Source organism: Acinetobacter sp. LipI_19, assembly GCF_058242925.1.
Genome location: NZ_JBZAYK010000001.1, coordinates 1,720,868 through 1,738,673 on the forward strand (window position 1 = coordinate 1,720,868; position 17,806 = coordinate 1,738,673).

Consider the following 17,806-nt stretch of genomic DNA (forward strand, 5'->3'; position numbering starts at 1 on the left):
TTTATTATTTCTCCTGGGTGAACAGTTTATCTAGAGTGTTTTCGAAAGTGTGATAATCAAGGAATTCGTAAAGTTCTTTTCGTTGTTGCATGCTATCCAGTACATTGACTTGTGTACCATTTTCACGAATTGAACGGAAGACTTCTAGGGCAGCCTTTTGCATTGCACGTGTTGCAGACAGTGGATACAACACCATGCTAATGCCCTGTTCAGCTAACTCTTGAGTGGTGTAATAAGGTGTATCACCAAACTCTGTAATATTTGCAAGAACAGGAACACCTACTGCATCACAGACTGTTTTATACATGGTAATGTCCGTCATTGCTTCAGCAAAGATCGCATCTGCGCCAGCCTCGACACATGCACAAGCACGATCAATCACGGCTTGCAACCCTTCTTTTTGCAATGCATCTGTACGTGCCATCACGACAAAGTTAGAATCTGTTTTTGCATCAACTGCTGCTTTAATGCGGTCAACCATTTCTTGTTGAGAAACAATTTCTTTATTTGGACGATGACCACAACGCTTTTGTGCAACTTGGTCCTCAATATGGACAGCTGCCGCACCAGCACCAATCATTTGTTTAATTGTACGTGCAATATTAAATGCACCACCCCAACCTGTATCAATATCAACAAGTAAGGGTGTATCTACACGTTCTGTAATACGACGAACATCTTCCAATACGTTGTCTAAGCTGGTCATACCTAAATCAGGTAAACCATAAGAATAGTTTGCCACACCAGCACCAGAAAGATAGATGGCCTTATAACCCACCTGTTTCGCCATCATCGCTGCATAAGCGTTGACTGTACCAATAATTTGTAATGGTTTTTCCACTTCTAGAGCTTGTCTAAATCTTAAGCCTGCAGACGTCTGTTGTGTCATATTCCCTTCCACAGTGGTCACTTGTTTATTGAGTTTTGAGTATAGTCATAATTTATATTTCGCATATGACCATTTAGGTATATTACTCTAAAACTTTAGTCAAAGAAAAATGAATTTTGATTCATTTTTTCATTTTTATACACTTTTTTTAATCATTTTTTCCAATAGCATGTTTGCTAAGAAATTTATTGACATCTTTGATATAATAGTTACAACCCATTTTTCATCAGTAATTTATGAACGAAGATTTAGCACAAGTTGAAGCTACAGGATGTGATTTTCCACAAACTAAACGTGGGCATGAACGTCGCTTGGCATTACTGATTAGTGCAAACGATCTTTTTTTAGAGAACGGTTATGATGCAGTATCTTTAGATGACATCGTGAATCATGCAGGCGGATCAAAAGCCTCGATTTACAAATATTTTGGCAGTAAAGAAGGTCTATTTACAGCGATCTGTGACTATCGTCGTGATTTATTTTTTAAGGATATCTGTATTCCATTTAACCCCGCGTTGAATGAGCTCAGAGCATATTTGATCAATACCTTAATTAACTTTTATAAGCATATGATCATTCCTGAAAATATTGCTTTCATACGCTTGGTTTTAGAGCGCTCCCAAAAGGATCCACAATTAGCTGTCTATATTCATGAGAAGGGACCAAAGCAAGTACAACTTTCTATTGCATGCGCCTTAGAGCGTTGTGTAGAAAATCAAATACTCACTTGCCCAAACCCCTTATTTTCAGCACAATTTTATTTTGGAATTCTCAGAAATTTAGAATGGCGGATTTTAATGGGGATTGAAATCAAAGATTCTGATCAAGAAATACTCAACTGCGTAAGTTATTGTGTAGATCGCTTCTTAGAGGGACATCAAAAGGTCTAATTTTTTTGCGTTTTCATATTCATATAGTATATTAGCTGATTCTCCTTTTTATTTTCATCAACCACCAACAATGAATTGTTGGTCAATTTCCCTATTGGTTTTGACTAAACAATTATTGTGGAGTAACCATGGCTCTACGACATTTTCTTACTTTACGTGATTTATCCACTGCTGAACTTAACCGTATCATTGAACGTGCTCAAGAGTTAAAGCGAAAACAACACAACAACGAAGTATTTCAACCCTTTGTTGGAAAAGTCATGGGGATGATTTTTGAAAAGTCGAGTACCCGTACTCGTGTATCTTTCGAAGCTGGTATGAGCCAATTTGGAGGCAGTGCAATTTTCCTTTCATCACGCGACACTCAATTGGGTCGTGGTGAGCCAATTGAAGATTCTGCACGAGTAATATCCAGCATGCTTGATATCGTGATGATTCGTACATTTGGTCATGATATTGTTGAACGTTTTGCTGAATACTCAACAGTCCCTGTTATCAATGCGTTAACTGATGACCACCACCCTTGCCAGCTACTTGCAGATGTACAAACATTTGTTGAACATCGTGGTTCGATCAATGGCAAAACGGTAGCATGGATTGGTGATGGCAATAACATGTGTAATTCATATATTGAAGCTGCGCACATGTGGGGCTTCAAGTTAAAAATTGCTTCACCGAAAGGCTATGAACCAAAACCTGAATTTCTTTCTGAATTTGCACATTGCGTTGAACTTTTTGAATCGGCAGAAGACGCAGCAGTGAATGCAGATTTGATCGTGACTGATGTTTGGGCAAGTATGGGCCAAGAAGAAGAACAAAAAATTCGTGAAAAAGCCTTTTCCGCTTACCAAGTCAATGAAAAACTAATGGATTTAGCACATCCAGATTGTCTATTTATGCATTGTCTACCTGCCCATCGTGGTGAAGAAGTTTCAGAAAATATGCTGGATCACAAAAATGCGGTGGTTTGGGATGAAGCAGAAAACCGCTTACATGCACAAAAAGCCTTGGTCGAATTTTTAATCAATGAAAATTTAAACAAAGACTAAACTATATTCTTTCAATAAAAATAAGCACCGACTATGGTGCTTATTTTTTGTTTCAGTATAATAAAATCCATACTTTTAATATGTGTATAATTCAAATGAAATTTAAAATAATTCCTTTATTCGCAATGTCAGTATACTTACTCATTTCTCAGAATAGTTATGCAACTGAATTAGATGATTATTTGATTCAAAAGAAGTTGATTGGGCAGCATTATAAAATTATAGATCAACAAAATTTAGATGATGTTTTAACTGCGTTAAGTGAAGAAGACTCTCGCGTACTTCCTGTACAAATTGATCAAAACACGGTGATTGAGAAAATTCATATGTATCATGATCATGTTGATTTGCAAGGCTTAATTACATCAGCAGATTTTAACCAATTTTCAAACAGCGTGGGTAAAGAAAAGACCCTGCAACTTTTAATGGAAGGTATGCTTGAAAATTGTCATTTACTTTTTGAAAATGAGTTCCAACGCCAAAATCCCTATTATGTAAAAATAAAACTGATGTCTGAACAGAAAACATATGAGCTCAAACTCAAAAATGAGCAATGCAAATTTTAATTTGTAATAATATTGTCTTGGTACATCGTATCAATTGGCATTTTGTCTAAACAGATTTTATTTTTTTCTACATGATTAAACGATTAAAAAATTAATATTTTTTAATCGTTTAAGTTTAAGACAATTTTCAACATTTTAGCTATCTGTAACAAATTTGTCATGTAGAATACTTACTATGCCCTTCAAGGTCGTTAAGACAGTTTCAAATGACGCAGATCATGCCCGCTTCAAAAAGTTTAACCACGCCTGAATTTCAACATAGCTCAAGCAGCTATATTAATCGTGAAATTTCCTTACTAGAATTTCATAAACGTGTGTTAGCCCAAGCAAAAGATGAAGCTCATCCTTTGCTTGAACGGTTGAATTTTCTCATTATTTTTTCACGTAATTTAGATGAGTTTTTTGAAATTCGTGTCGCTGGATTAATGAAACAACTGGATTTCAAAACCCTTACCACGGCACCGGATGGTATTCCAAACGAAGTGATTCTTGAGCAAATTTCGCATAACGCACATCTTGCGATTCAAGAGCAATACGACACTTTAAATCATGTGTTATTGCCTGCATTAGAAAACTATGGCATCAAATTCATCCAATATAATGACATTTTAGAAAAACACACGGAATGGATTAAAAATTACTTTTTTAAGCAAGTACAACCTGTTGTAACACCAATTAGCTTAGATCCTGCTCACCCTTTCCCGCGTTTGGTCAATAAAAGTTTAAACTTTATTGTCACCTTAGAAGGAAAAGATGCTTTTGGTCGTCAAATAGAATTGGCCATTGTACCCGCTCCGCGTTCTTTACCGCGTGTAGTGCGCTTACCGAACGAGCTCACAGACGGTGCAGAACATTACATTTTATTGTCAGCCATTATCCAACAACATATCAGTGATTTATTTCCCGGTATGACAGCAACAGGATGCTACCAATTCCGTGTCACCCGTAATGCTGATTTAACCTTGGCAGAAGATGTCGATGATTTGGCAGTGGCATTGAAAGATGAATTATCTTCACGTCGTTTTGGTCGCGCAGTTCGTTTAGAAATCGCAGATAATTGCCCAAACTCAATTAATGATTATTTATTAGAACAATTTGATTTAGATCCACAACATCTTTATCAAGTAAATGGTCCTGTCAATTTAACGCGACTGATTACCGATTTTGATATTCCAGAATTAAGATTTAAGCCTTATCAAGCTGTTATTCCAAAAGCCCTAAGAAATTCAAATAAAATATTTGAAATATTAAGCAAGCAAGATTTACTCTTACACCATCCATTTGATTCTTTCCAGCCCGTTATCAATCTACTCAAAGAAGCGGCAAAAGACCCCAATGTTTTAGCAATTAAACAAACCTTATATCGTAGTGGCCCAGACTCGGAAATTGTACAAGTGCTGGCAGAAGCTGCTCGCAATGGGAAAGAAGTTACAGCGATTATCGAGTTACGTGCGCGTTTTGATGAAGAATCCAATATTATCGTCGCAAATCTTCTGCAAGAAGCTGGCGCAGTTGTGGTGTATGGTATTGTCGGTTATAAAACCCATGCCAAAATGATTTTAATTGTGCGACGAGAAATCGATAAACTTAAACGTTATGTACATCTTGGTACAGGCAACTATCATGCGGGAAATGCACGAATGTATACCGACTATGGTTTACTCACCACAAATGATGAAATTTGTGAAGATGTACATAAGATCTTCCAAGAGCTGACTGGTATGGGTAAATTGTTAAAGTTAAAAAAACTCTTTCATGCTCCCTTCACCTTACACTCTCAGCTGTTACATTTGATTGAGCAAGAAACGGCACATGCAAAAGCAGGTAAAAAAGCCCGTATCATCATTAAAGTCAATGCATTGACTGAACCTAAACTCATTACAGCTTTGTATAAAGCATCTCAAGCTGGGGTTAAAATAGAGCTGATTATCCGTTCAATCTGTTGTTTAAGACCACAAATTGAAGGGCTTTCTGAAAATATTAAAGTTCGTTCGATTGTTGGGCGCTTCCTAGAACATACTCGTGTTTATTATTTTTATAATGATGCGAATGAGGACTTATACTGCGCAAGTGCTGACTGGATGGGTCGCAACTTATTTTCTCGGGTCGAAACTTGCTTCCCGATTGAAGATAAAAAGCTTAAAAAACAGATTATTGAATATGGGCTACTCAGTTATTTAAAGGACAACATTCGTGCTTGGGAACTCAATGCCAATGATCAATGGCATGCAATTCAACCCAAAGATAACGAAAAACCTTATATTGCACAACAAGTGTTGATGCAACAACGGATTATTCCCACTACAGCGTAATTCTTTCATATTGTTATTTTAAATGATTCAGGATGCCCTCCTTAAAAAAGGAGGGTTTGAATGATTAATGCGGCATTGAAGAACTCCAATTAAGACATAACTTTGATTGATCATATGCTTTGATTTCAATATTTCTTAAAATCAGCCGATTATAAGCCAATACCCTCAATAACCCCTTGTTGCTTTAATTGTAATAATTCATCATCTGAACAAAATTCTTCTAAAATCACTTTGGTATGTTCTCCTAAGCGTGGTGGCGCATTGCGATATTCAACAGGTGTTCCTGTCATTTTAATCGGTGAACCAATCACATTAAAATTAGGATTATCTGAATGTGGAATATTGACCACCATTTTACGATATTGAATTTGAGGTTCATCTAAAGCATCAGCAACTGAATTAATCACGCCAACAGGTACTTTTACCGCATGAATTACATCGACCCAATGCTTTGCGGTATTTGATAAAAAATATTCGGACAACAAACCGACCAATTCTTGACGATACTTCACTCGATCTTGATTACGGAGATAATTGGGTTGATCTAACAATTCAGGTTTTCCAATAGCAATACATAAGTCTTTAAATTGTTTATCATTACCACAAGCTAGAATAAATTCCTTATCTTGCGCTTTAAAAGTCTGATAAGGCACAATATTGGGATGATGATTGCCCATTCTTTGGGGAGCGACACCTGAACTTAAATAGTTCATACCTTGGTTGGCGAGTCCAGCAACCTGTACATCCAGCAAAGACATATCAATATATTGCCCCACACCAGTTTGCTGACGAGAAATCAGTGCTGCCTGAATCGCAATTGTTGCATATAGCCCTGTTTGGATATCGACCACTGCTACACCAACTTTTTGTGCGCTTGCCCCAACCTCACCTTCTTTTTCGCCAGTAATACTCATCAAGCCAGACATACCTTGAATGATAAAGTCATAACCCGGTTCTTCTGCACGCGGTCCATCTTGACCAAAACCAGTGATAGAGCAATAGATCAATTTTGGATTAATGTGCTTGAGGGTTTCATAATCCAATCCATATTTTTTCAAGGATCCTGCTTTAAAGTTTTCAATCAAAATATCTGCGGTTTTCACCATTTGTTGTAATAATCGCTGTCCATCTTGCGTTGCCATATCAATTGCCACTGAGGATTTATTGCGATTCGCAGATTGGTAATACCCAGATTCTCGTGTCGCTTTACCCTGTTGATCACGCATCCAAGGCGGACCCCACATACGGGTATCATCACCCACTTTAGGGCGTTCAATCTTAATCACTTCGGCGCCTAGATCTGCAAGAACTTGTCCACACCACGGACCTGCCAGTACTCGACTCAAATCTAAAACTCGAACTCCTTGTAATGCACCCATATGTTCTACCTCTATGTAAGGAGTAAGTGAATACTCCTCAATTTTGCGATTTATTAAATCTGTTTAAACAAGCGTTGACTAATGTTGTTGTGGGTCATATTGACGATCTTTGATAAATAAGCCAGGCAGTACCCCTGCAACAAAGTAAGCTGCGCCCATCACGATAAATGCCGTCATAAATGTTCCGCCCGAAGCAAGGAAACCAATGGTTGCTGGGGCAATAGCTGCACCCACTCGCCCAATGTTATATGCACCACCAATTGCTGTACCTCGCACATCAGTAGAAAATGATTCCGCCATATAGGTCGCATTTACGCCATAAGGAATGCCATATAAGAAACCAAAAGTGATCAATAAGTACAAAATATTGTCTGGTGTATTAAAGATAATAATCACAGGTAAGAAGACAGCGCTGGCTATAGTACCGAACACAAATACTGCACGACGATTAAATTTATCAGCCAGATATCCCGCTAAGATCTTACCTAAAATCATTGCTGTGTATGAACCCACCATATAACTGGTCATATTCTTAAAGTTCATATGCACTTCTGTTTCTAGATAACTTGGCATCCAATTGTTGATTCCGTAGTAACCAAATTGTAAGAAGAATGCCGTAGTCATCCACAATAAAAACATTTTACGATGCTTAAAGTTGGCAAAAATTTGTTTATAAATACTGCCACTTTTCGGTTTCTCTGGTACTGTGGCTTCAACTGGTTTTTTGCCTTGAAGCTGATTGATTTTGTTGAGCTGCCAAGACTTTGGTTCAGGTACAAAGCGTTGCAAGAAAATATTGATAAAAGCTGGAATAACCGTGATAAAAAACAAGACTCGCCAACCATGCTCAGGAATAATTGCACCAGCTAATAATGTGGCAACAATATATCCAACGGTTTGCCCTGTTTGTAATGTACCCAATACCGTAGTTCGATACGTTGTAGGAACGTATTCAGCCATAAGGGTATTGCATGCCATATAAAGGGCCCCAATCCCTAATGCGCCAATAAATCGTAATGCCATAAATTGTTCAAAACTTTGGGTAAAGCCTAACAAACATGTTGCAACTGAAAAAAACGATACAGAATTGGCAATGGTACGTACTCGGCCAAACTTATCACATGCCCATCCACCTAAAATCCCACCAATCCCCATGCCTGCTAGAGATGCACTGCCTAAAGCCCCTGCCTGAAAAGTAGATAATGCAAACTCACCTTTTAAACTGGTTAAGCTATAGGATAACAACATGATATCTACGCCATCGACGACCATAGCGAAATAAGCGAATAAAAGTGCCCATTTCCAAGTATTTGGGCCTATTTTTTCAAAAGTTCCAATATTGGATGGCATGGATAATTTTGTTGAAGTTGTAACTGATCGAACATCATTGTTCATTTTCCTCTACCTCATTTTCCCAAATGAGTCATCGGTCACTTTTTATCTTTCTCTCTACTTATTTCTTTGTTATTTTTATTGCATGAATCTAGAGTTAAGTATGAGAGTTAAAAGAATAATCAGATATTTTTCACGATGAATCCTTTTATCATTGATTTATTTTTACCTTAGTTTTTATAAAATTTAAGGCAAAAAATCCTATAAGGGATGCTAACTTTAAGCATCCCTGTTTTAAAACAGTTGATTTTTAGTTACTAAAGGCAGCAATACCTGTTTGTGCACGCCCGAGAATTAAGGCATGTACATCATGTGTACCTTCATAAGTGTTGACGACTTCAAGATTGACCAGATGGCGAGCAACACCAAATTCATCACTGATGCCATTGCCACCCATCATGTCACGAGCAACACGTGCGATATCTAAGGCTTTACCACAATTGTTTCGCTTAATCAGTGAAGTTCCTTCTACAGAAGCGATGCCTTCATCTTTCATACGTCCAAAGCGTAATGCGATCTGCAGTCCTAAAGCAATTTCAGTTTGCATATCTGCAAGTTTCTTTTGCACCAATTGATTTGCGGCCAGTGGACGTCCAAATTGTTTACGATCCATCGTATATTGATGTGCTGTATGCCAGCAAAACTCTGCCGCCCCCATCGCGCCCCATGCAATACCGTAACGTGCACTATTTAAACAAGTAAATGGTCCACGCAAACCACGAATTTCGGGAAATGCATTTTCTTCAGGAACAAAAACATTGTCCATTACAATTTCACCGGTAATCGATGCACGCAAACCGACCTTGCCGTGAATCGCAGGTGCAGAAAGTCCTTCCCAACCTTTTTCTAGAATAAAACCACGAATCTCACCAACATTGCCTTCAGCAGAAACTTCTTTAGCCCAGACCACAAATACATCAGCGATTGGACTATTGGTGATCCACATTTTTGCACCAGTCAAACGATAACCACCTTCGACCTTTTTGGCACGGGTAATCATACTGCCTGGATCTGAACCATGATCAGGTTCTGTTAAACCGAAACATCCAATAAACTCGCCAGAAGCTAATTTTGGTAAGTACTTTTGTTTTTGCTCTTCATTACCAAATTCATTGATAGGCACCATCACTAATGAGCTTTGTACACTTGCCATTGAACGATAACCCGAATCTACACGTTCAATTTCACGGGCAATGAGACCGTAGCTGACATAGTTTAAACCTGCGCCCCCATATTCTTCAGGGATTGTCGGTCCCAACAAACCCAATTCACCCATTTCACGAAAAATAGAAGCATCTGTTTTTTCATGTCGGAATTGTTCCAAAACTCTTGGCATCAGTTTGTCTTGAGAATAGGCATAAGCAGCATCACGAATCATGCGTTCTTCAGAAGTAAGTTGCTGTTCCAATAAAAATGGATCTTGCCAGTTAAATTGAACGCGTGCCGTTTTTGTAGAATTAACCATTTGATTCATAGCATCCTTTGCTGAACATATCTTGTTGTCTTAGTACTGATGTTAGGTGTGAAAATTCATACTTTCAAACGATTAATACTCACTCAGATATTCCATTTACGCATATCTTGTGTTTTTATAACATGGCTCGCTCAATGACTACTGTTCAATTATGTTGGTATTAAACGAGGCTTTTTAGCGAACTTTTATCACCTTTACGTCCTCTTATAAATTTTTATTTTAGATAAAACCAAGTGGTTTGATGAAAGTTTCATTGCAAACATCTACTTTGGTTTAAGCTCTTTTTGCTAGATATAAATAGATTAAATTTAGCCATTATTTAACTTTGATATTCAAGGAATGAATATGCGTAGAATGATTCCTTCATTACAATCACTGATATGTTTTGAAGCGGCTGCCAAGCACCTAAGTTATACCTTTGCAGCTCAGGAGTTGCATCTTACTCAAAGTGCCATATCTCGCCAAGTACAACAACTCGAAGATTTTTTAGGACTCAATTTATTTAACAGAACACGGCATGGCGTTGAATTAACCCAAGCAGGTGAGCATTATTATAAAAACATCAAAACTCATTTATTGGGTATTGAGCAAAGCACACTCGATTTAATGAGTCATAAGGGTTTAGGTGGTACTCTAAAATTGGGGGTTGTACCGACATTTGCAACACGCTGGCTCTTACCCCGACTGTATAAATTCAATGAAATATACCCTGAAATTACCATTCATTTAGAAACCAGTACCAAACCTTTTTTGTTCAGTGAGCATATTTTTGACGCTGCAATATATACAGGTACGCCTGCACAAATTGAAAATTGGCCAGGTGCAAAAGTCCACTATCTAATGAATGAAGATGTTGTTCCTGTGTGTTCTGCTGAGTTAATTTTTAAGCATTTTCCAGAGCTAAGAGAACCTTCTGGAGATTTACGTCGCAGCTTATCGGCGGAAGAGATTGCCACGCTGCCCTTACTTCAACAAACCACACGCCCCTATATTTGGAAAGAGTGGTTTGAAGTTTCTGGTTATGAGCATCCTTTTACATTAGAAGGACAACGTCATGAATTATTTTCGATGCTTGCGGTGGCAGCAATTCATCATATGGGGGTTGCACTTATTCCACAAAAACTCCTGGAAAAAGAACTGCGCTCAGGTGATTTAATTATCGCATCAGAAATAAAACTAAAAGGTTCACGTGCCTATTATTTTGTCTATGCAGAACAACAGCAAACGCCTCTCATTGCTAAATTTGTTGAATGGTTATTGACTGAAGTTGAGCGTTCAAAAAGTGCTTTTTTAAAATAACGCGATTTCGAGTTAAACAATAGCTTATTCAAGATTTATAGAATGTAGCTTAATTTCTATATTGTAATGATAAAACTCAAGTTGTAGGAGATGAAATCAACAGCGCCTACAACAGAAAATATAAGCCTACTCCGCTATTTTTAATTACTATTTGGAATTTTAATAAGAGTAGGCTAAAAGAAACACGATATTCAATTGCGCAGTATTTAAACCGAATAACTACCAATCTTAAAATTTAAGCGCCAAATCCAATATAACGATAAAAATCTTGATCCCCTACAACACCTAAGCTTATTTTATAAATCAGATAATGAGGATAACTACTCTCAGATAATTCATTTAAAATATTCAATCCCTGATCATCATGAGCATGGATTTCATCGACGCTACGCTGCATGGTCGCTTCAAATGCATCTGAAATATATTCAAAGCCCAAATCCATCGCAATAAACAAGGTATGCATACATGGTTGTAGATATTGTTCTTCATTCCAATCAATGACCGCATGTCGGCAATGTGGGCATGTAACATTTTCTTGAGAATTTTCTAAAGTGATCAGTTGAAATGGCATACGCTTTGGAACAGAATAAAATTGTATTTTAAACGAGTTAGAGAAATTTAACACTCGTTTTAGATAAATCTAAAACTGCTTTTAATATTTAATAAATACACGAAACAAAGCTAAGGATATTATGTCAACGATTGAAAAAGCGATTGCTTTAGCAGCTCGTAAACACGCAGGCCAAAAAGATAAAGCACAACAGCCTTATATTTTTCACCCTCTGAGGTTGATGTTCAAAGTTAAAACACCCAATCAACAGATTGTTGCTGTATTACACGACATCTTGGAAGATACCGATACCACTGTGGTCGATTTAATCTCACTTGGCTTTAGTCAAGAAATTGTCGATGCCGTTGTTGCCTTAACCAAAAAAGAAGGCGAATCTAGAATCGAAGCTGCCTACCGTACAGTAAAGAATCCAATTGCACGTGTGGTAAAACTGGCAGATGTTGCTGATAACATGGATATCACCCGTATTCCACACCCGACGACTAAAGACCTTTTGAGATTAGAAGAATATAAGCAAGTTCAGAATATTCTCATGACAGGCAATGCCTAATCTTAGAAAATTTTCACAATTAATAAGTTGACTTGATGCAACAGTTAAGTTTAATAGTGCATCATTGTTGCAATTATGGAATGTATTTATGCTCACTGATTTGGATGACTTTTACTGCTTTGGTTTGGTTGTAGAGCATGGGGGATTCAGTGCGGCTGAACGTGCAACGGATATCCCTAAATCCAAGCTCAGTCGCCGTGTATATAATTTAGAAGAAAAATTAGGAGTTCGTTTAATTCAGCGGAGTTCTCGTCATTTTGCTGTTACTGACATTGGTATGAATATTTACCGCCATGCCCAAGTGATGATGAATGCTGCACAATCAGCGCATGATTTGGTCGATCATCTTAGCGAACAACCTCGTGGTGTTATTAAAGTAAGTGTCCCTGTAACTGTTGCACAAAGTGAATTATCCAAAATTCTTCCCGATTTTTTAAAAGCTTACCCTGAAATCAGAGTACAACTTCTAGTGAGTAATCGCCGAGTAGATATTATCAATGAAGGTTTTGATGTTGCCTTGCGTGTTCGCGCAAATCTAGATGATGACCCGAGCTTAGTGCTGAGAAAATTTGGACAAATTGAACAGCATCTCCTTGCAAGTCAAGCATATTTAAATGAATTTGGTATGCTGAAAAAACCTGAAGACTTGTCTGAACACCGCATTTTAAGTATGGTTGATGAACATTTAGACCAACAAATGGTGTTACATGACAGTGAAAACCAGCAGAAAAAAATTAAAGTTAACCCTATACTCATGGGTTCCGATTTAATGATGTTGGCAAAATTAGCCAGTCAAAATTGTGGTATTGCCTTACTTCCAGACACCATTGCCAATGATTTTGTCGCAACAGGTGAATTGGTCCGTGTCTTACCTAACTGGAAAGCACCGCATGGGATCTTTCATGCTGTTTATCCTTCGCGCCGTGGCTTACTTCCTGCAGTAAGAGTTTTTATTGATTATTTGGTTAAGCACTTAAGCAAGTGTTAAACGGTTGCTCCACATTATAGTTTTGCTAAAGAAAACTTAGGATTATTAAATACACAAGCCATTCTCAATAAATTGACAAAGATGGACTGCAATATTGTGTCCATCTGTTCCTATTTTTGATACCATCGCTACTGCTTAATTCCAATGTTTTTCTGATTTATATGACTTCATCTTATCAACAACAGCTTGATGCCAAAATTGAACGAATCCAAACTCAATTCGCAGAATTTAATCCACCATCATTAGAAGTATTTGCTTCACCTGAACAAAACTTTCGTATGCGTGCAGAATTCAGAATTTGGCATACCGAAGATGATATGTTCTATGCCATGTTTGAACGAGATGAAAATCAACAAAAAACCGTTGCTCGCATTGATGAATTTCCGATTGCAGATCGAAGTATAAATCAGCTCATGCCAGTTTTATTGGCTGAGCTAAAAGCCGATTTAGTCTTATCAAAACGTCTTTTTGAAGTGCATTTTTTAGCAACGCTCAAGGGCGAAATGCTGGTTTCATTGATTTATCGTGCACCACTCAGTGAAGAATGGGAAGTTTTAGCAAAACAATTGGCTGATAAGTTGAATGTTAAAATCATTGGCCGCAGTCGCGGACAAAAAGTTATCTTAACCGATGAATTTGTTGTTGAAGAATTAAAAGTCTTTGAGCGTAAATTTCAATATAAGCAAATTGAAAGTAGCTTTACTCAACCCAATGCACAAGTTTGCCAAAAAATGTTGCAATGGGCTTGTCAGTCAGTAGAGGGCAAAAATAAAGACTTACTCGAGTTATACTGTGGTAATGGTAACTTTACCCTACCCTTATCCTTGAGCTTTAACCGTGTTTTGGCAACTGAATTAGCAAAATCTTCGGTGTACGCGGCACAGTGGAATATTCAACAAAATCAGATCGACAATATTCAAGTTGCACGTCTTTCAGCAGAAGAGTTTACTCAGGCCTATAACGGAGAACGTGAATTCCGTCGTTTACAAGAAGCAGAAATAGACATTCAGGGCTATGAGTTTGATACAGTTTTTGTCGATCCACCGCGTGCAGGGATTGATGACGATACGTTAATGCTTTTGCAAGGTTTTCAACGTATTCTTTATATTTCATGCAATCCGGATACATTACACGACAATTTAAAAACCTTGCTTAAAACCCATAAGATTGTGAAATTTGCGATGTTTGATCAATTCCCTTACACCCATCATGTAGAATCTGGGGTTCTTCTCGAAAAAATTTAAACAATTTATTACAAGATTTGACTGCCATGTAAATTGACATGGCAGCTATTTGTTTAAATTATTTATTGATATATCATTAAGTTATAATTCATTTAAATCATGGTCTTTTAACAAACCGTTTAAAACATCTCAAATCATCGAAAAAATCAGCCTATAACTCGATCATCTATTTCTCTCAGATCTTGTATTTTATTAAAAAACGGCTATATTTCGAACTATGTTAGGTTGTGTATGAAGGCTCTATGAGTTTTTGGCAAAAGCTGTTTACGGCTGAAGATACATTGCAAAATGAACATAAAAATCAAATTGCATGTGTTGAAAATGATTGCTCTTGTAAATCCAATGATCAACTTTTATCAGCTTTGATGAAAGCGACAGATCAGGATGTGATTACTGGGATTAAGAAGGTACTTGTCTCTAGAGGTTTCAGTAAAAAAGAGTTAAACCAATTACAGCATCCACCTATTCAATAGTCATGGATGACCGCTAAGAAAAAAAGCATTCAGTTTACTGGATGCTTTTTTAATTCTAATAGAACAATTTTTGATGTTTCTTCTTGGCTTGTATACAATTATTTCAAAGAATAGATAAACGCAGAATCAACAATGAAAATTAAAATTCTTATTTTTTTATTATCACTCAACGCTTCAATTAGCTATGCAGATATCAACGATGATGAAATTCAAGCCATAGAAGATTTAAGCGATCAAGTATTAGCAACCAAAAATCTGGCCAAAATTGAACCACAGATTAAGGCTCAAATCCAGAAGGCCCAACCCAATGTGCAAAAACTGTTAAAAGCCAAAGACATTGAATACAACGATTCTGTCTATTTACACAACTATGCAATTCTGACTTCTGGTTATGCTGAATATTTGCTTGAACAACATTGCACCACGCTCTCTCAGCCTTTTCAAGAACTTACTGAACAGGCTTATTTTGCACTAAAAAAACGTGATCCCAAAGATACAGTCGCAATCAATAACTTAGGTTTATTCTACGCGCAAATGTCAGTGTATTATCGGAAAAACATAGACCCAACCCCACGTCTAGACTATTTACTAAAGGCTGAACAACTATTTAAGACCTTAATGAAGTTGCAACCAGACAATGAGGAGTATGAGAAAAATTATTATGCTGTACTCAGTGACAAACTGATGCTGTTACAGAAATATCATCTTGAGGAGAATGAGCAAAAACGCCTCATTAATATACTTAAAAAGCCTTTATTTCACTATTTATCTGATCCCAATCAAGCTTTCGATGCAGGAAATTTTATTATTTTAGCGCAACAGTATTTTAAATATCTCAATCATGAAGACCCGAAGCTTGCTGAAAAATGGTTGCGTGATAATCAGATTGAAATTGAAGCTGTGGTGAATAAGAACCGTAAGCAAACTCAACGAGAAAAGGAATTCCTCGCTGAATTCTATGCGCTGCTTAGTCAAACGGATAGAGCACTCTCCTACTTAAAACAATTGGAATTTTCTGATGAGAACAATACAGAACCATCCTCTTTTGAAAATGAACCGAATCTTGCCAATTTAAGGCTGAATCCTGAATATCAGAAATGGTTTAAACAATATAAACAGGATTATGCTGCATATCGTAAAGCAATTCCCAAAGTATGTAAGATCAATCAACTTGAAGCAACACAAGATACTGTAAAATGATGCTGTTGAAGACTTAACGAATCAAACCTTGCGGTTGCAGAATAATCACCAAAGCCCCAATGATTACAATACAACCACCAAACAAATCCCAGCGAGTTAAACTGACTTGATCGACAAATTTCAGCCACATCAGTGCACTAAAGATATAGATACCGCCATATGCGGCATAAATACGCCCTGAAGCAGCAGGATGCAAGGTCAATAGCCAGACAAATACCGCCAAACTTAAAACGGTAGGTATCCATAACCAATGACTTTTATTTTGATTCAGAATCAAATAAGGAAAATAACAACCTAAAATTTCTGCAACAGCTGTGACAAGAAATAATAAAATCGTAGTTAAAATTTTAGTAAATGCAATGTCCATTGATACTCAAAGAATAATCATGAAGTTAGAGTATATGTGATTTTCACGCGAGCTAAGCAATAAAATTTTGAGCATACTAAAACGGCTAAGCTTTTATCTATAAATTGTACTTATTGTTTGCCTCATCCACAAAAGCATACATTTTTAAAATATATTGATGAGTTTGCCCTGTTTAAAACAGGATAAAATATCAGCATCTACAATTTTTGGCTTTTTATGGATGAAAATAAATCATTTCGTGTTTAATTTCTTCATTTTCCTATGGCTTAGCCAAAATGTAGATGCAGCAACACTGAGTCTTCCGCTATGGCCCAATAGCGCGACACTGGCACCATCCAATGAACAATTTACGATAAATAAGCATGGTGCTATTGAGCATATCAACTCTCCTCAACTGTGGGTATATTGCCCCAAACAGAGCAATCACATCGCTATTTTAGTCATTAGTGGTGGGGGTTATGCCAGAGAGGAATTGGCCAAAGAAAGCACGCCAACTGCACAGTTTTTACAAAAACAGGGATTTACCGTATTTGAATTAATTTACCGCTTACCTAATCAGGATGGTAATAATCTGCTTGTGCCCTTTGAAGATGGCCAAAGAGCCCTGCGTATCATTCGTTATCATGCAAATCAATTCAACATTGATCCAGACAAAATTGGTGTACTGGGTTTCTCCGCAGGTGGGCATTTAGCTGGCATCATTGCGACACAATGGCAACAACAATTTTCGAGTTTAAATGATCCGATTGATCAAATTTCCGCTCAGCCTAATTTTGTGGCGCTACTCTATCCAATCATTAGTATGCAAGCGCCGCTAGATCATACCCATGCTTATAAAAGCTTATTTGGATCAAAACATGATTTAGCCAAACAAATCTTGTTTTCAGTAGATTTACAAGTCAAACAGAATACACCTCCAACCTTTTTAGCACACGCCATCGATGATCCGATTTCACCTGTTCAGAATAGCCTCAATATGCAAACCGCTTTGCAGCAACACAAGATCGCTTATGAATTACATCTTTTCAAAAATGGTGGACATGGCTGGGGCTTAGGCAAAGCCAATACTGAAACAACACAATGGCCGACATTATTCTTAACTTGGTTAAAGAAAATTGATATTTTATAAGCGCATAATTCAAAAAATAACCCGCAATCAATGC

At 37.2% G+C, this 17,806-nt stretch carries 17 protein-coding genes; 11 read left to right on the forward strand and 6 right to left on the reverse strand.

The genetic code is table 11. The features are described from left to right. Nucleotides 1–4: 4 nt before the first annotated feature. Nucleotides 5–889, reverse strand: coding sequence for a methylisocitrate lyase (gene prpB, locus AC4CVF_RS08310; RefSeq protein ID WP_419820463.1), 885 nt, complete (start codon nt 887–889; stop codon nt 5–7). A gap of 236 nt (nt 890–1,125) precedes the next feature. Here prpB and AC4CVF_RS08315 point away from each other — a divergent pair, with 236 nt between their 5' ends. The 4 genes from AC4CVF_RS08315 (at nt 1,126) to ppk1 (ending at nt 5,706) form a co-directional block, all read left to right on the forward strand. After that, entirely contained in the window at nt 1,126–1,779 is a 654-nt protein-coding gene (locus AC4CVF_RS08315; RefSeq protein ID WP_336951375.1) for a TetR/AcrR family transcriptional regulator, read from the forward strand. 128 nt (nt 1,780–1,907) lie between these two features. After that, nucleotides 1,908–2,828 (forward strand): ornithine carbamoyltransferase, encoded by a 921-nt coding sequence (argF, locus tag AC4CVF_RS08320; RefSeq protein WP_336951376.1) that lies wholly within the window; start codon nt 1,908–1,910, stop codon nt 2,826–2,828. 95 nt (nt 2,829–2,923) lie between these two features. Next, complete coding sequence (locus tag AC4CVF_RS08325) at nt 2,924–3,394, forward strand: hypothetical protein (RefSeq protein WP_336951377.1); 471 nt, start codon at nt 2,924–2,926, stop codon at nt 3,392–3,394. A 206-nt stretch (nt 3,395–3,600) separates the two neighbouring features. After that, the gene (ppk1, locus tag AC4CVF_RS08330; protein ID WP_490789196.1) at nt 3,601–5,706 is read left to right on the forward strand and encodes a polyphosphate kinase 1; all 2,106 of its coding nucleotides are present in this window, start codon (nt 3,601–3,603) and stop codon (nt 5,704–5,706) included. Nucleotides 5,707–5,855: 149 nt separating this feature from the next. Here the strand turns inward: ppk1 and AC4CVF_RS08335 are convergent, their stop codons facing one another. From AC4CVF_RS08335 to AC4CVF_RS08345, 3 genes are all read right to left on the reverse strand, one after another. After that, entirely contained in the window at nt 5,856–7,085 is a 1,230-nt protein-coding gene (locus AC4CVF_RS08335) for a CaiB/BaiF CoA transferase family protein (protein ID WP_336951379.1), read from the reverse strand. 78 nt (nt 7,086–7,163) lie between these two features. After that, the gene (locus tag AC4CVF_RS08340; protein WP_483769949.1) at nt 7,164–8,480 is read right to left on the reverse strand and encodes an MFS transporter; all 1,317 of its coding nucleotides are present in this window, start codon (nt 8,478–8,480) and stop codon (nt 7,164–7,166) included. Nucleotides 8,481–8,727: 247 nt separating this feature from the next. After that, nucleotides 8,728–9,951, reverse strand: a complete 1,224-nt coding sequence (locus AC4CVF_RS08345; RefSeq protein WP_336951382.1) for an acyl-CoA dehydrogenase — start codon at nt 9,949–9,951, stop codon at nt 8,728–8,730. 345 nt (nt 9,952–10,296) lie between these two features. Between AC4CVF_RS08345 and AC4CVF_RS08350 the strand changes: the two genes are divergently transcribed. Continuing rightward, nucleotides 10,297–11,250 (forward strand): LysR substrate-binding domain-containing protein, encoded by a 954-nt coding sequence (locus AC4CVF_RS08350; RefSeq protein WP_336951383.1) that lies wholly within the window; start codon nt 10,297–10,299, stop codon nt 11,248–11,250. A gap of 235 nt (nt 11,251–11,485) precedes the next feature. Here AC4CVF_RS08350 and AC4CVF_RS08355 read toward each other — a convergent pair whose 3' ends face one another. Continuing rightward, complete coding sequence (locus AC4CVF_RS08355) at nt 11,486–11,821, reverse strand: hypothetical protein (protein ID WP_419360394.1); 336 nt, start codon at nt 11,819–11,821, stop codon at nt 11,486–11,488. A 121-nt stretch (nt 11,822–11,942) separates the two neighbouring features. On the opposite strand from AC4CVF_RS08355, the gene AC4CVF_RS08360 reads away from it, so the two are divergent. From AC4CVF_RS08360 to AC4CVF_RS08380, 5 genes are all read left to right on the forward strand, one after another. After that, on the forward strand, nt 11,943–12,371 hold the full coding sequence (locus AC4CVF_RS08360) for a guanosine-3',5'-bis(diphosphate) 3'-pyrophosphohydrolase (RefSeq protein WP_419360392.1): 429 nt from the start codon (nt 11,943–11,945) through the stop codon (nt 12,369–12,371). 88 nt (nt 12,372–12,459) lie between these two features. Continuing rightward, nucleotides 12,460–13,359: a LysR family transcriptional regulator gene (locus AC4CVF_RS08365; RefSeq protein ID WP_336951387.1), complete on the forward strand. Its 900-nt coding sequence runs from the start codon at nt 12,460–12,462 to the stop codon at nt 13,357–13,359. A 161-nt stretch (nt 13,360–13,520) separates the two neighbouring features. Beyond that, entirely contained in the window at nt 13,521–14,603 is a 1,083-nt protein-coding gene (trmA, locus tag AC4CVF_RS08370) for a tRNA (uridine(54)-C5)-methyltransferase TrmA (RefSeq protein WP_419327482.1), read from the forward strand. A gap of 242 nt (nt 14,604–14,845) precedes the next feature. Next, nucleotides 14,846–15,076, forward strand: a complete 231-nt coding sequence (locus tag AC4CVF_RS08375) for a hypothetical protein (RefSeq protein ID WP_336951389.1) — start codon at nt 14,846–14,848, stop codon at nt 15,074–15,076. Nucleotides 15,077–15,208: 132 nt separating this feature from the next. After that, entirely contained in the window at nt 15,209–16,276 is a 1,068-nt protein-coding gene (locus AC4CVF_RS08380) for a hypothetical protein (protein WP_490789197.1), read from the forward strand. A 13-nt stretch (nt 16,277–16,289) separates the two neighbouring features. On the opposite strand, the gene AC4CVF_RS08385 is transcribed toward AC4CVF_RS08380, so the two are convergent. Next, nucleotides 16,290–16,643, reverse strand: a complete 354-nt coding sequence (locus tag AC4CVF_RS08385) for a YnfA family protein (RefSeq protein WP_004720731.1) — start codon at nt 16,641–16,643, stop codon at nt 16,290–16,292. Nucleotides 16,644–16,863: 220 nt separating this feature from the next. On the opposite strand from AC4CVF_RS08385, the gene AC4CVF_RS08390 reads away from it, so the two are divergent. Further along, on the forward strand, nt 16,864–17,772 hold the full coding sequence (locus AC4CVF_RS08390; RefSeq protein WP_419327478.1) for an alpha/beta hydrolase: 909 nt from the start codon (nt 16,864–16,866) through the stop codon (nt 17,770–17,772). Nucleotides 17,773–17,806 lie beyond the last annotated feature (34 nt).